General features: G+C 42.2%; 12 protein-coding genes, 2 rRNA genes and 1 other annotated feature. All 14 genes read right to left on the reverse strand.

Annotated features, from left to right (window positions below):
* Positions 1-2 precede the first annotated feature (2 nt).
* On the reverse strand, positions 3-1,403 hold the full coding sequence (cysS, locus tag ACTWPM_RS16945) for a cysteine--tRNA ligase (RefSeq protein WP_443134187.1): 1,401 nt from the start codon (positions 1,401-1,403) through the stop codon (positions 3-5).
* Between the two features lies 1 nt (position 1,404).
* Positions 1,405-2,055: a serine O-acetyltransferase gene (gene cysE, locus ACTWPM_RS16950; protein ID WP_443134188.1), complete on the reverse strand. Its 651-nt coding sequence runs from the start codon at positions 2,053-2,055 to the stop codon at positions 1,405-1,407.
* Positions 2,056-2,124: 69 nt separating this feature from the next.
* Positions 2,125-2,338: a binding site (T-box leader), on the reverse strand.
* Between the two features lie 44 nt (positions 2,339-2,382).
* Positions 2,383-3,852, reverse strand: a complete 1,470-nt coding sequence (gene gltX / locus ACTWPM_RS16955) for a glutamate--tRNA ligase (RefSeq protein ID WP_443134189.1) — start codon at positions 3,850-3,852, stop codon at positions 2,383-2,385.
* A 55-nt stretch (positions 3,853-3,907) separates the two neighbouring features.
* A complete protein-coding gene (locus ACTWPM_RS16960; protein ID WP_443134190.1) occupies positions 3,908-5,107 on the reverse strand; it encodes a bifunctional 2-C-methyl-D-erythritol 4-phosphate cytidylyltransferase/2-C-methyl-D-erythritol 2,4-cyclodiphosphate synthase in 1,200 nt (399 codons plus the stop codon).
* Between the two features lie 122 nt (positions 5,108-5,229).
* Positions 5,230-6,330 carry a PIN/TRAM domain-containing protein gene (locus ACTWPM_RS16965; RefSeq protein WP_443134191.1) on the reverse strand — a complete coding sequence of 367 codons (1,101 nt, stop codon included), beginning with the start codon at positions 6,328-6,330 and terminating at the stop codon, positions 5,230-5,232.
* A gap of 156 nt (positions 6,331-6,486) precedes the next feature.
* Positions 6,487-7,560 (reverse strand): DNA integrity scanning diadenylate cyclase DisA, encoded by a 1,074-nt coding sequence (gene disA, locus ACTWPM_RS16970; protein ID WP_443134192.1) that lies wholly within the window; start codon positions 7,558-7,560, stop codon positions 6,487-6,489.
* Complete coding sequence (gene radA, locus ACTWPM_RS16975; protein WP_443134193.1) at positions 7,561-8,940, reverse strand: DNA repair protein RadA; 1,380 nt, start codon at positions 8,938-8,940, stop codon at positions 7,561-7,563. It lies immediately after the preceding gene.
* A gap of 170 nt (positions 8,941-9,110) precedes the next feature.
* Complete coding sequence (clpC, locus tag ACTWPM_RS16980) at positions 9,111-11,570, reverse strand: ATP-dependent protease ATP-binding subunit ClpC (protein ID WP_443134194.1); 2,460 nt, start codon at positions 11,568-11,570, stop codon at positions 9,111-9,113.
* A gap of 19 nt (positions 11,571-11,589) precedes the next feature.
* A complete protein-coding gene (locus ACTWPM_RS16985) occupies positions 11,590-12,660 on the reverse strand; it encodes a protein arginine kinase (protein WP_443134195.1) in 1,071 nt (356 codons plus the stop codon).
* Positions 12,660-13,208 (reverse strand): UvrB/UvrC motif-containing protein, encoded by a 549-nt coding sequence (locus ACTWPM_RS16990; protein ID WP_443134196.1) that lies wholly within the window; start codon positions 13,206-13,208, stop codon positions 12,660-12,662. The genes ACTWPM_RS16985 and ACTWPM_RS16990 overlap by 1 nt, the downstream gene beginning before the upstream one ends.
* Positions 13,209-13,228: 20 nt before the next feature.
* On the reverse strand, positions 13,229-13,693 hold the full coding sequence (locus ACTWPM_RS16995; RefSeq protein WP_443134197.1) for a CtsR family transcriptional regulator: 465 nt from the start codon (positions 13,691-13,693) through the stop codon (positions 13,229-13,231).
* Between the two features lie 162 nt (positions 13,694-13,855).
* Entirely contained in the window at positions 13,856-14,548 is a 693-nt protein-coding gene (locus tag ACTWPM_RS17000; protein ID WP_443134198.1) for an MgtC/SapB family protein, read from the reverse strand.
* 71 nt (positions 14,549-14,619) lie between these two features.
* Positions 14,620-14,733: ribosomal RNA gene (gene rrf / locus ACTWPM_RS17005) — 5S ribosomal RNA — on the reverse strand.
* Positions 14,734-14,825: 92 nt separating this feature from the next.
* Positions 14,826-14,951, reverse strand: a 23S ribosomal RNA gene (locus tag ACTWPM_RS17010); the annotation flags it as partial.

Here is a 14,951-nt window from a genome sequence, read left to right on the forward strand (position 1 = left end):
GATCAGCCTCGTTTCCAGCGCGTACCTTGAGATGTATCTTCCAATATAATATTTCTGTCTTTTAACTCATCACGAATCTGATCGGCTCTTTCAAAATTGCGGTCTTTTCTTGCCTGCTTTCGTTCTTCAATTAATGCATCGATCTCTTCATCCAGCAATTCTGCCTGGGTTTCAATTTCCAGACCAAGAACCATCATCAGCTCTTTCAATGTATCCTCATAATTCTCAAGTACGATCGTATGGGTCTGTTCTTCTTGGAGATACAAATTAGCTGATTTCGTAAGATCAAATAAAACAGAAATAGCATTGGCCGTATTAAAATCATCATCCATTTCCTGAATAAACTGCTCTTTATGCATTTCTATTTCCTTAATCCAGCGCTCTGAATCATCCTGGAGGTTCATGCTGGCAGATTTACGATGCTTTAGATTCTCATAAGCATTACGAATCCGGTCGAAACTGCTTTTCGCCCCTTTTAACAACTCATCACTAAAATTAATAGGATGACGGTACTGGACACTAAGCATAAAGAAGCGAATCACCTGAGGATCATGCTTTTTAACAAGATCATGTGCAAGAATGAAATTTCCAAGAGATTTCGACATCTTTTCATTTTCAATATTAATATACCCGTTGTGCATCCAGTAACGCGCAAATGACTGGTCATTATGTGCTTCTGATTGGGCGATTTCATTCTCGTGGTGAGGAAAAGTCAAATCTTGACCGCCAGCATGGATATCAATGGTTTCCCCTAAATATTTTTTAGCCATTGCGGAACACTCTATGTGCCACCCTGGACGTCCATTCCCCCACGGACTTTCCCATGATATTTCATCTGGCTTAGCTTCCTTCCATAGCGTGAAATCCAGCGGGTCTTCCTTTTTGTCTCCCACCTCTATGCGTGCACCAGACCTCAGTTCATTAACAGACTGATGGGATAGCTTCCCATAATTATCAAAGGAGCGAGTTCTGAAATACACATCACCTTTTGCTTCGTAGGCGTACCCTTTATCGATCAACCCTTTGACAAAATCAATAATCTCATCCATGTTTTCGGTGACACGCGGATGGTCCACTGCTTCTTTCACGCCAAGCGCTCCTACATCTTCTTTGTAGGCATCTATAAAGCGGTTGGCAATGTCAGGGACTTCCTCACCTAACTCATTCGCCGCTTTGATAAGTTTGTCATCCACATCCGTAAAGTTTAGGACGTAGTGCACATCGTAACCACGGTATTCAAAATATCTGCGTACCGTATCAAAAACAATAGCAGGACGTGCATTACCGATATGAATATAGTTATAAACTGTCGGTCCGCAGACATACATTTTCACTTTATCCTTTTCCAAAGGCTGGAAAGGTTCTTTTTTTCGTGTCAGCGTGTTGTAAATTTGAATACTCATGCTAGTTCACTCCTTTAGCTTCTTTAACTTCCTCTTGTAATTGTTTAATTTCCTTTTCTAACTGATTGATCCGATCATAAACAGGATCGGGCATCTTATGATGATCGAGATCTTTCTGCTGAACTTTTTTCCCGTCCTGTACGACCACGTGCCCTGGTATTCCAACTACGGTTGAGTTGTGAGGCACATCGTGGAGGACGACTGACCCCGCTCCTACTTTAGAATTTTCTCCAATTGTGATGGATCCCAGAACTTTCGCTCCTGTAGCTACTAAAGAATTATCGAGTAACGTTGGATGCCGCTTCCCTTTTTCCTTGCCTGTACCTCCAAGCGTAACACCTTGAAATAAGGTCACATTATTTCCTATTTCACAGGTCTCCCCTATGACCACTCCCATTCCATGATCAATGAAGAATCGGCGCCCGATTTTCGCCCCAGGGTGAATTTCAATACCAGTAAAGAAGCGGCTTAATTGAGAAATCACTCTGGCTAGAAAGAAAAACTTCTTTTTATAGAATGCATGGGCAACCCGGTGTGCCCAAATAGAGTGCAGTCCGGAATACGTTAAGATCACTTCAACGTAAGAACGAGCAGCAGGATCTTGATCAAAAACGACATCCACATCTTCCTTAAACATCTTAAAAAGCCCCATTTGCTCTCCTCCTTTGTTAACCAATAATGGAAATCCAGCTAAGAAAAAACGCGCCTCCGTGCCTTATGGCACAGAGACGCGTTACGCGTGGTTCCACTCTGCTTTGGAAAAAATTATTCCCCTCTTCAGCCTTGCTAACGGAAGGTAACCGCTTCTGCCTACTTATTTCGGCGGAAGACTCAGAGGTGCATTTCAAAGCGGTCCCAAATAATCACTTTCAGCCAGGGGTGATTTTCTCTGTGTATGGGAAACCTCTTCTACTTCTCCTCATCAACGTTTCTTATTGGTATCTCTACTATATGACATAAGGAGTCATTTGTGAAAAGTTTAACCTTGAAGTTTATTTAATACATCATCCAAGCGAACATTGACCGTTTCCAGCCCCAGCAGGTGAATAGCATTTGGCAATTCAGGACCGTGGGTTTGGCCAGTTGTAGCTACACGAATCGGCATGAAGAGTTTCTTCCCTTTATGACCGGTTTCTTTTTGTACGGCTTTCACTTGTTTTTTAATGGCTTCTGGTGTGAATTCTTCCAGTTCATTCAGCTTCTTCTTGAACGTATCAAGTACTTCCGGCACTTGCTCGCCTTCCAGTACCTCCATAGCGTTCTCATCATATTGTATTTCCTGTTTGAAGAATAATTCCGTAAGTTCAACAATTTGCGCTCCATAATCCAATTGTTCCTGGTAAAGAGCAATCAACTCATGAACCCACTCTCGATCGGATGCACTCATATTCTCAGCAACGCGCCCCGCTTCAATCAAGTGAGGCAGGGTTAAATCCACTACACGGTCAAACTCCGCTGATTTAATATATTGATTGTTCATCCACTTCAGTTTCGCAGGGTCGAATACAGCTGGTGAAGTAGAAAGACGTTCGGCATCGAATATCTCAATCAGTTTATCCTGAGTGAAGATTTCCTCTTCGCCGACCGGTGACCAGCCTAGCAGAGTAATAAAATTAAATAACGATTCAGGTAAATAGCCTAAGTTTTTATATTGCTCAATGAACTGCAGAATGTGTTCATCACGTTTACTCAGCTTTTTACGATTTTCATTCAGGATGAGCGTCATATGACCAAATTTAGGCGGCTCCCATCCAAACGCCTCATATACCATCATTTGCTTAGGTGTATTCGAGATATGCTCTTCTCCGCGCAGTACATGAGTAATTGCCATAAGGTAATCATCTACAGCAACAGCAAAGTTGTATGTGGGGGTTCCACTTTTCTTTACAATAACCCAGTCCCCAAAATCACTGGATTCGAACGTAATTTTTTCACGGACAATATCGTTAAAAGTGTACGTATGGTTTTCAGGTACACGCAGCCGGATACTCGGTTCACGGCCTTCTGCCTCAAACTGATCAATCTGCTCCTGGCTCAGATCACGATGAGCACCTGAATACTTTGGTGCTTCTCCACGAGCAATCTGTGCTTCTCGTTCTGCTTCCAGTTCTTCTGCAGTCATATAACATTTGTATGCAAGGCCGCGCTCTAGCAGATCATCCACATATTTTTGATAAAGCTCCAGGCGCTCCATCTGACGGTAGGGACCATATTCCCCGCCTTTATCCGGGCTTTCATCCCAATCAATTCCAAGCCAGCGCAAATAATTAAGCTGACTTTGCTCTCCGCCTTCTACATTTCGCTTTTCGTCTGTATCTTCAATGCGGATAACCATCTTGCCTCCCGCATTCCTTGCAAATAAATAGTTGAACAGGGCCGTTCTTGCATTCCCAATATGAAGATGGCCGGTCGGGCTTGGTGCATAACGTACACGAACTTCATTCGACATAATTGTACTCCTTTCGTACCGTTCCTTTTTCCAATTTTATTTTATCATCTTTTTGTCAGGCTTGTTGATTTTTTTGCAAAAGAACGACGGCTTGTGCCGCGATTCCTTCTTTCCTGCCAGTAAAGCCCAGTTTTTCGGTGGTAGTAGCTTTTACATTAATTAAATCTGTCTCCGTGGCCAGTAAAGAGGCTATATTCTTACGGATATCCTCAATAAAGGGAGCCATTTTAGGAGCCTGTGCAATGACCGTACAGTCGATATTCCCGAGTTCATAGCCCTGGGCTTTTACAAACTCCCAGACTTGCTGCAAAAGCATACCAGAATCGGCATTCTTATATTCAGGGTCTGTATCAGGGAAGTGTTTACCGATATCTCCTTCTCCTATTGCGCCTAGACAGGCGTCTGCTATGGTATGAAGAAGAACATCAGCATCCGAGTGTCCAAGCAGTCCTTTTTCGTGAGGAATCTCAACTCCTCCAATGATGCATTTACGTCCTTCCGTCAGCTGGTGTACATCAAAACCTTGACCAATTCGGAACATAGGATTCCCCCCTTCCTTTCCTTTACGCTGGTTTTGGATATAAGACTCGGCTTTATGTAAGTCTTCTGGCGTTGTTAATTTAATGTTATCATAGCTTCCCTCAACTATAGCCACTTCTTCTCCAAGACTCTCGACTAAGGAAGCATCATCCGTCCCATAGTATCCGCTCTCCCGTGCTTTTTGATGCGCTTTATAGATTAATGAGAAAGTGAAACTCTGCGGTGTCTGGGCTGCCCAAAGACTCTTGCGGTCCAGTGTGTTCAGGAATTGATCACTCTTCTGTTTGATCGTATCCGTTACAGGAACTGCTAATAGAGCGGCATGCTTTTCAATCGTGCGCTCAGCCAATTCGTGCAAAAGTTCCTGTTTTACAAATGGACGCGCTCCGTCATGGATAAATACAGGCAGATTTGTTTTAATGACTGCCTTTAAACCCGCAAATACGCTATCCTGGCGCTCTGCTCCACCGTCTACCAGTTGAATTTCTTTCTTTAAAGGAAACGTTTGAAGAAGTTCTTCCATCTGTTGTCTTTCCTTTGAATTAGTCACTAGAACGATTTCGGCACACCATTCGTCTTTAGCAAACACGGAGAGCGTATGTAATATTAATGGTTGATCTTCTATTCTTAGAAACTGCTTATTTTTACCAGCCAGCATCCGCTTGCCCTGCCCTGCTGCAAGCACCACTGCCGTATAATTTATCATAATATCCATCCTAAACTGGTTTAAACCATAAAATAGCCACTATAAATATCTCTGTAAATATCTCTGTAAATAACAAAAGCGATAACTCACCGGTTATCACTTTTGTTAGTCTCTATTTGTTTATACCTTTTTTAAAGGGCTTTTTCAAGTGATTTCGGTTTAGCAAAAATCATTCGACCGGCAGATGTCTGAAGGACACTGGTAACGACAACTTCAATTGTCTTCCCAATATAACTTTTCCCTTCTTCTACTACGATCATCGTGCCATCATCTAAATACGCTACACCCTGATTTTGTTCCTTACCATCTTTAATCACCTGAATGCTCATTTCTTCACCTGGAAGTACGACTGGTTTTACTGCATTGGCAAGGTCGTTAATATTCAATACTTGAACATTTTGAAATTCACATACTTTATTTAAATTAAAGTCATTCGTAACAACAATCCCGTTCATAACCTTTGCCAGTTTAACCAGTTTACTATCCACTTCCTGAATATCTTCAAAGTCTCCCTCATAAATCTCTACATTGACTGGGAGATCTTTTTGAAGACGGTTCAAAATATCAAGACCGCGTCGACCTCGGTTCCTTTTCAATCCATCAGAAGAATCTGCAATATGTTGAAGCTCTTCTAAAACGAACTGAGGAATCACAATCGTACCTTCAAGAAAATGGGTCTCGCAAATATCTGCAATACGGCCATCAATGATTACGCTCGTGTCTAAGATCTTTTCTTTAGGAATGAGGGAGCTGTCCACCCCAGCATGTAAAGAGGATGAAGAACCTCCTTCATCGGCTTTTTCTTTTCTCGAGACCATATTCAGGAACTCGTCCTTACGTTTGAATCCCACCTGAAAACCAAAGTAACCTAGTAAAAAGGTTAAGAAAATCGGCACCACCTGGTTAACCACTTGAATTTGAATATCTTGCACCGGGATATTAATTAGATAAGCAACAATTAGACCGACAATCAATCCAAGGCTGCCGAATAATAGATCAGCAACAGGCGCCCGCACCAGGGTATCCTCAATCCACCTAAGAAAGTCTACAATATAATCCACGATCCAAAACGTTAATAAAAATAGTATAAGTGCTCCAAGTACGGCTCCTAAAACTGCTTGCATCCAATTCTGCCAAGTGAGTCCCATGGCTGTAAACAATTCTGGAAAATAGAGGTAACCGATCGTTCCACCGGTTATTACAATAAATAACTGTACAATTCGTTTAAGCACTTGTCTCCACCTCCTCACTCACAGTATGACCAAACCTCACACCTAATAACCGTGTAATAAGAGGAATGATGCTTAATAAAATAGCATAGTTTCCAAAAAAAGTCAATCTTCAAAACGATTTATCATACCATATTCATAGTAAATAAGTCAATAGAATCATATATGGCGATCTACAAATAGCTGTTCTTGTATCCGTTCTAATCCATCCCGGATTTTCGTCGCTCTTATTTCTCCCACACCATCTACACCTACCAGATCTTTTTGAGAAGCCTGAATCATATCGTCCAAGGTTCCAAACTTCTCCACTAAATGCTCAATGATTAATGGCGGGAGGCGGGGAATACGACTTAAAATTCTGTAACCTCTAGGGTGAAGCGGATCTGACATCTTCGTATTAGGCGAATATCCTAACAGCTTCAGAACCTGTTCATCCGATAACAGCTCCGGGTTGGTTACTTCCTGCATTTTTCTTAGAATATAGTAAGGTTCATAATCTGGACGCTTGCTGTAATCTTTCAACAATAAAGCAGCCTCTTCTTCAATATTCGATACCAGTTCTGTCATCTGCAATTGAATTAAACGGCCTTCTGTTCCTAGTTCATTTACATAGTTGAGAATCTCAGTTTTAGTACGAAGCACCATTTCCACCCGGTGGACCACTTGAATAACTTCGGAAAAGGAAACCATATTTTCAAACTCCATTGCACCGAGGTTGGTTATGGACTGATCCAGCACATTCTTATATTTTTCCAATGTTTGAATCGCTTGATTAGCCTTTGTCAAAATCACGCCAATATCCTTCAAGGAATACCGCAAAGATCCTTTATACAAGGTGATGACATTCCTTCTCTGTGATATGGCAATAACTAAGGAGCCTGTCTGCTTCGCTACACGCTCAGCCGTACGATGGCGCATCCCCGTTTCCGTAGAAAGAATATCAGGGTCGGGCATGAGCTGCGCATTAGCATACAGGATCTTTGTAGCTTCGTCATTTAGAATTAGGGCCCCGTCCATTTTAGCCAGCTCGTATAAGTGTGCGGGTGTGAAGTCAGATTGAATGTTAAATCCGCCATCTACCAGGTCGCGAATGACCTCATCATAACCAAGGACGATTAACCCTCCTGTATTAGCCCGCAGGACATTATCGATGCCATCACGGAGCGGCGTGCCTGGAGCCACGAGCTTCAGAATATCTCCTATTCCATTTTCTTTCATATCATGCCATTCCATTTACGCGTCCCCCAATGTAACCTTCATAGCTTCTTGTACCGTACTTACACCTACCACTTCAATCGAAGAAGAAGGCTTCCATCCATCCAGGTTTTTCTTAGGAATAATCACACGCTTAAACCCTAACTTCGCAGCTTCTTGCACCCGCTGTTCAATGCGGGCGACGCGGCGCACTTCTCCTGTGAGGCCGACTTCTCCCACCACTACATCCTCAGCCTTTGAAACTTGATCTCTAAAGCTTGAAGCAATGCTGAGTGCAACAGCTAAGTCTATCGCAGGCTCATCCAGTTTAACTCCACCCGCTACTTTCACATAAGCATCCTGGTTTTGTAAGAGAAGACCAGCCCGCTTTTCTAAAACGGCCATTAGCAGTGGTACACGATTGTTATCGAGCCCTGTAGCCATTCTCCTTGGATTTCCGTAAGCGGTAGGAGATATGAGGGATTGTATTTCTACAAGTACAGGGCGTGTACCTTCCATAGAAGCAACCACAACGGAACCTGCCGCTCCTTGAGACCTTTCCTCAAGGAAAATTTCAGATGGGTTTAATACTTCCACCAAACCTTGTTCTTTCATTTCGAAAATACCCATCTCATGTGTACTTCCAAAACGGTTTTTCACACTTCTGAGTATGCGGAACGTGTGGTGTCTTTCCCCTTCAAAATATAAAACGGCGTCTACCATATGTTCGAGAAGTCTAGGTCCCGCTATCGAACCTTCCTTAGTAACATGCCCTACAATAAAAATTGGAATACCTTTATTTTTTGCTATTCTCATTAATTGACTTGTACATTCTCTAACCTGTGATACGCTTCCTGGAGCAGATGTAACATCTTCCTTGAAAATTGTCTGAATGGAATCAATCACGACAAACTCTGGCTCTATAGCTTCAATCTGGTTGATTACATCTTGTAAATTTGTTTCAGATAAAACATAAAGTTCATCTGAGGTTATACTTAAGCGCTCTGCCCTTAACTTTGTCTGTCTTGAAGATTCTTCACCTGAGATATAGAGAACAGGCTTATCTTTATTGGCAATCTGAGCCGATACCTGAAGCAATAATGTTGATTTACCTATCCCCGGATCACCGCCAATTAAAACCAGGGATCCGGCTACTATTCCTCCGCCAAGTACACGGTTAAACTCTGGCATATCCGTCGGGAGACGCGGTTCCTTTTCGGATTTTATGGAATTAATTTTTTCTGGTTTCGTTTTTGAGGAAGTGGAACTAGTTTGAAACACATGGCGGGAATTTGTACTTGGAGCGCTCACTTCTTCAACGAGCGTATTCCATTGTTGACACCCTGGACATTTGCCCATCCATTTCGCCGTTTCGTAACCACATTCCTGGCAAACAAACTTTGTCTTTCTTTTTGCCAAGACTCTTCGCCCCTTCCCTTCTAGTTTATACGATTATGATTGTGAAAAAGTTTCACAGTCATATCAATTAGATTAATTTCCTCTTACTAAAAGCATATAGGAATAAGAAAAAAACCGGAAGGCAAACGCCTTCCGATTTTTAAATTTAGAACTTAATAGCTATGAGTTATTTAGTTTGTAGATTCCTGTTCCGTATAAACGACGAATTCATTATTGTCATTCAAGTCAATTTTCACGGATTGACCTTTAGCAATATTCTCTTTTAGCAACTCTTCAGATAGAAGATCTTCAACGTTTTTCTGAATAGAGCGGCGCAGCGGGCGTGCTCCGTATTCAGGGTCGAATCCTGTTTCTGCAATATGCTCAATAGCTTTATCAGATAAGGTGAAGTTGATTTCCTGCTCCTGCAGACGTTTTCTCAACTCTTCTGCCATCAAAGTTACAATGTCTTTCATGTGTTTTCTTTCTAGTGAATGGAAGACTATGGTTTCATCAATACGGTTTAGGAATTCTGGACGGAACGCTTTCTTCAGTTCATCCGTAACTTTAGATTTCATGTCTTTATAGCTCTGATTCGAGTCATCCATGCTGAAGCCAACGTATTTATTACTTTTCAGCTCCTGTGCACCTACGTTTGAGGTCATAATCAGAACGGTGTTACGGAAGTCTACCACGCGTCCTTTAGAATCGGTTAAACGACCATCTTCCAACACTTGAAGCAGAATGTTAAATACTTCAGGGTGTGCTTTTTCTACTTCGTCTAAGAGAACAACAGAGTAGGGTTTGTTACGGACTTTTTCAGTCAGTTGACCGCCCTCTTCGTATCCTACATAACCAGGAGGTGAACCTACCAATCGGGAGGTGCTGTGTTTTTCCATATACTCAGACATGTCAATACGGATCATAGCATCCTCTTCACCAAACATGCTTTCTGCCAGTGCACGAGCCAGTTCGGTTTTACCTACGCCGGTTGGGCCTAGGAAAATGAAGGAACCAATTGGGCGCTTCGGATCTTTAAGGCCTGCCCTTGCGCGGCGGATAGCTTTAGATATTGACTTAACAGCTTCGTCCTGGCCAATGACACGATTATGAAGCGTGTCTTCAAGCTGGAGCAGACGCTCACTTTCATCTTTCGTCATTTTAGATACTGGCACTCCGGTCCAAGTGGATACGACAGAAGCAATATCCTCGACCGTAACTTCTGAATCCTCTTGCCCTTGTTTTTCTTTCCATTCATCTTTCGTTTCTTCCAGTTCATCACGTAAACGCTGCTCGCTGTCTCTAAGAGAAGCTGCTTTTTCAAACTCCTGACTCTGAACAGCTGCATCTTTTTCTTTACGGACTTCCTCAAGCTTTTGCTCAAGCTCTTTTAAGTTTGGCGGAGCCGTATAAGAACGCAGACGAACTTTTGATGCCGCTTCATCAATTAGGTCAATCGCTTTGTCCGGAAGGAAACGATCAGTTATATAGCGGTCGGAAAAACGCACGGCAGACTCAATGGAGTCATCAGGAATTGTTACTCTGTGGTGCGCTTCATAGCGGTCACGCAGACCTTGAAGAATTTGAACCGATTCATCTAAGGTTGGTTCATCTACTTGGATTGGCTGGAAACGACGTTCAAGTGCTGCATCTTTTTCAATATACTTACGGTATTCATCAAGAGTTGTAGCACCGATGCATTGTAGTTCTCCACGAGCCAGTGACGGCTTCAGAATGTTAGAAGCATCAATTGCACCTTCTGCACCGCCTGCACCAATTAAGGTATGCAGCTCATCGATGAATAGAATGATATTGCCAGCCTGGCGAATCTCTTCCATTACTTTTTTCAAGCGATCTTCGAATTCACCACGATATTTCGTGCCCGCAACAACGGTACCCATATCCAAAGTCATCACTCGCTTATCACGAAGAATCTCAGGGATTTCATTGTTGATAATCTGCTGGGCAAGACCTTCTGCAATAGCAGTTTTACCTACACCAGGTTCCCCTACAAGTACAGGATTATTTTTGGTACGACGGCTGAGAACCTGAATGACTCGTTCAATCTCTTTACTTCGTCCGATAACAGGATCGATATTGCCTTCTTTAGCAATAGTCGTTAAGTCGCGTGCCAGTGAGTCAAGCGTTGGTGTATTTGCACTGGCTGCCTGACCACCAGAGCCGCCTCCACGACGATTTTGACCGCCGGTGGACTCGTTATTGCCGAGGAGCTGTAATACTTGCTGACGCGCTTTATTTAAACTTACGCCGAGGTTGTTAAGCACCCGGGCAGCTACACCTTCTCCTTCACGGATTAAGCCGAGAAGAATGTGTTCTGTACCTACATATGAATGACCTAATTTACGTGCTTCATCCATGGATAATTCGATAACTTTCTTTGCACGAGGAGTATAGTGAATGGTTTGAGAAACTTTTTCACCTTTTCCAATCAGCTTTTCTACTTCCTGCTGAATTTTTGTAGCTTCCAAACCTAATGCGGTTAATGATTTAGCCGCAATTCCTTCTCCCTCACTTACTAAACCAAGCAGAATATGCTCAGTGCCGATGTTATTGTGTCCTAAACGAACAGCTTCTTCTTGTGCTAGTGCCAATACTTTTTGCGCTCTTTCTGTAAAACGCCCAAACATCATGGACATTCCCTCCTAACATTTATTCTTCATTTTCTAATTGAAGTCGTTCTCGAATTAGTGAAGCTCTGCGTACATCGCGCTCGTCTGGATTTAAAGAGGCTTTAGCATATTGTTGCAAAAACCCGGGCTGAGTTAAAATCATCAGCTCATTTAAGATAGTGCGCGGGATATGGTCGATTAAATTAAGATCAATCCCAAGCCTCAGATCAGATAAACATTTGGCCGCCTCTTTAGACTCTATGATACGGCTGTGCTTTAAAACACCGTAAGAGCGAAAAATACGATCCTCTAATTGAACGCCTGAGCGGTTCATTAATGCCTCTCGGGCTCGTCTTTCCTGATCAATTAATTGTTTTACAACACTATGCAGATCTTCTACAATGTCCTGCTCTGATTTTCCTAGCGTAATCTGGTTAGAAATCTGATAGATGTTTCCAAGAGCCTCGCTTCCTTCACCGTATATTCCTCTAACGACAAGACCTAGTTGGTTAATTGCCGGTGTCATACGATTAATTTGCTGTGTCATGGATAAGGCAGGGAGATGCATCATGACCGAAGCTCTCATCCCAGTGCCAACATTGGTGGGACAGGCCGTTAGATAACCTCTCTTTTCGTCAAAAGCGTAATTGATTTTTTCTTCAAGCCAATCATCCAGCTGGGAGGCCTGTTCCAGAGCTTTATCCAATTGAAATCCAGGAAAGTACAACTGCAAACGTATATGGTCTTCCTCGTTAATCATAATGGAGACCTGCTCATTTTCCGAGATCAAAGCAGCCGAATGTTTCGGTTTCTCTGCCAGATGCGGACTAATGAGGTGTTTTTCAACCAGCACCCTCTTTTCCACGGGCTCAAGATCATTCATTTGGACAACCTCAAAACCTTTGTAATCTCGAAAGGATTGACCTTTATATTCTTCTTTAAAGAAATCCAGAACCTTTTCCAAGGTCTCATCAGAAGCGATCATCGGGAATGGAGAACTGGAAAAATTTCGAGCCAGGCGAATGCGGCTGCTTAATACAATATCGCTGTCAGGTCCATCCTGCTTCATCCAAGGACTAATAGCCTCATTCATAAATTGCTGCAGTGACATTATTGCTCACCATCCTCCCCCTCATGAAATTGGCTTTCCAAAGTTCGGATCTTATCTCTAACTTTCGCTGCTTCCTCGAATTCTTCCTGCTCAATTAATTGTCGAAGATTAGATTTATGTTCGTCAAGCTCTCTTTTTAAATGTAAATGGCCACCCTCGCGCTTTGGAATTTTACCGTCATGAGTAGTATTTCCGCTGTGAACCCTTCTCAAAACAGGGTTCAAGCGTTCATCAAATGTTTCATAACAATTTCCACACCCAAACTTCCCAATCCGCGCAAACTCCTGATAAGTCATTCCGCAGGTAGGGCACTTCAGTTGAGGTTTTTGCTGCTGGGTATGAGATTGTTTTCCTTTAAATGTAGATGGACTTTCAGAATGGAAAAGTCCTGACAAAAGGTTGCTTAGAGAAAAATTTTCTTCTCCGTAACTCATATAGCCTTTATCTTTAGCACAGTGTTCACAAACGTGAACTTCTGTTTTTTGACCATTAATTACCTGAGTTAAATGTACCGTAGCTTTCCTTTGGTGACATTCTTGGCATTCCATAACGCTCTCTCCCTTCCAATTCAGCTTTTATACTTTAGAGTAAAGAGCATAGCCGTCATCATTCGAGAACGGACTTCATCACGCAAAGGAAGAGGAAACGTGAGGACTTCACGGTCAATAATGCTACCCATGAGCTTTGCTTCCCTGTCTGTGATAATTCCACTCTCTAAGAGCCTCTCAATTACATCCATAGCTGCTGTTTGAGAAACGAGGGGTCGGATCATATCCACAATCTCTTCAATCATATCCGATTCCTTGCGATGCTGAATACGGCTTATACGAATATATCCGCCACCGCCACGCTTACTTTCTACTATATAACCTTTTTCCACAGTAAATCGCGTTTTAATCACATAATTAATTTGAGAAGGCACACATTGAAACTGATCGGCTATTTCACTGCGTTTAATTTCAATGGTGTTTTGCTGGTTCTTATTCAGCACTTCTTTTAGATATTCCTCTATCACGTCTGAGATATTCCTCATTTTCCCTCCTCCTCTTTTGACTTTGACTATCTTTGACTTTAATTTTATTATACTCAATTTTATTACTTACGCAACTAAAAAGTTTGGAACACATACACATTCATGATTCCCTAAATTCTTTTCTGCTAAAACAAAAAGCTATGCCGAATTTTCGGCATAGCTTTAGAATTTATGATTGACCTGCAGGACTTCCTCATTGCGGGAAAGCTGTTCGATTAATTGAGTACGATCGTATTTTTGACCTTTTTCTATCTCAATAATCAGATGGTTATGATCCTGCTCTTGTTTCTTTATATTGATTCCTTTAATTCTCAAATCTTTTTCATCAAATACTGCAGTGATCATTTGCAATTTAACATTTGGCCTTACCTTCAGCTGAAAGATATATGGTTTCTTCTTATTAAAATTCTCTCTTTCAATTTTATTTAATAGCACCAAACTTAATAACACGATAATCGTGGCTAATATTGCAACGTCATACATACCTGCTCCGACTACTAAGCCTATACCTGCTACTGTCCATATCGAAGCTGCAGTTGTAAGCCCTCTAATAGTTAAGCCATTGACGATAATTGTGCCTGCCCCTAAGAAGCCAATACCATTTATCACATAGGAAGGTATACGCGCTGGATCAAATCGTACATTTTCAAATTCATCCAGGTAGGATTCAAAACCGTATAAGGAAAGCAGCATCATCAAACAGGCACCTACACCGACCAAAATATGAGTCCTGAATCCTGCGGAATGATTCTTTAATTCCCTTTCGAACCCAATTAGCCCAGCTAACAGCAAGGCAATTACAATTCTTATAGTAAATGTAAGAAAATCATCGTCAAAAAAACTGCCCCATTCCATAAACGGTCCTCCTCTTCAATAACTTTTAAATACAGAAAAAACCAGAAGCACAAACTTCTGGTTTTATATTGACGTGGCGGCGTCCTACTCTCACGGGGATCGACCCGACTACCATCGGCGCTGAAGAGCTTAACTTCTGTGTTCGGCATGGGAACAGGTGTGACCTCTTCGCCTTCACCACCACATCATATATAGTTTGAGGTGAACCCTCAAAACTGGATAAGGATCATTCAACTATCGGACGAGCGAACGTCTCTTCCGACTTCTTTTTTAAAGGATAGATAAGTCATCGATCCATTAGTATCCGTCAGCTCCACGTGTCACCACGCTTCCACCTCGGACCTATCAACCTCATCGTCTCTGAGGGATCTTACTTACTTGGCGTAAGGGGAAATCTCATCTC

Source organism: Halobacillus sp. K22 (assembly GCF_052246795.1).
Taxonomy (GTDB): domain Bacteria; phylum Bacillota; class Bacilli; order Bacillales; family Halobacillaceae; genus Halobacillus.

Bases quoted from the DNA above. Each gene is read 5' to 3' on its own strand.
- cysS (WP_443134187.1), bottom strand. From the start codon at position 1,403: ATGAGTATTCAAATTTACAACACGCTGACACGAAAAAAAGAACCTTTC.
- disA (WP_443134192.1), bottom strand. From the start codon at position 7,560: ATGGAATGGCATGATATGAAAGAAAATGGAATAGGAGATATTCTGAAG.
- gltX (WP_443134189.1), bottom strand. From the start codon at position 3,852: ATGTCGAATGAAGTTCGTGTACGTTATGCACCAAGCCCGACCGGCCAT.
- ACTWPM_RS17000 (WP_443134198.1), bottom strand. From the start codon at position 14,548: ATGGAATGGGGCAGTTTTTTTGACGATGATTTTCTTACATTTACTATA.
- ACTWPM_RS16960 (WP_443134190.1), bottom strand. From the start codon at position 5,107: ATGGATATTATGATAAATTATACGGCAGTGGTGCTTGCAGCAGGGCAG.
- ACTWPM_RS16995 (WP_443134197.1), bottom strand. From the start codon at position 13,693: ATGAGGAATATCTCAGACGTGATAGAGGAATATCTAAAAGAAGTGCTG.
- clpC (WP_443134194.1), bottom strand. From the start codon at position 11,570: ATGATGTTTGGGCGTTTTACAGAAAGAGCGCAAAAAGTATTGGCACTA.
- cysE (WP_443134188.1), bottom strand. From the start codon at position 2,055: ATGGGGCTTTTTAAGATGTTTAAGGAAGATGTGGATGTCGTTTTTGAT.
- ACTWPM_RS16985 (WP_443134195.1), bottom strand. From the start codon at position 12,660: ATGTCACTGCAGCAATTTATGAATGAGGCTATTAGTCCTTGGATGAAG.
- ACTWPM_RS16990 (WP_443134196.1), bottom strand. From the start codon at position 13,208: ATGGAATGCCAAGAATGTCACCAAAGGAAAGCTACGGTACATTTAACT.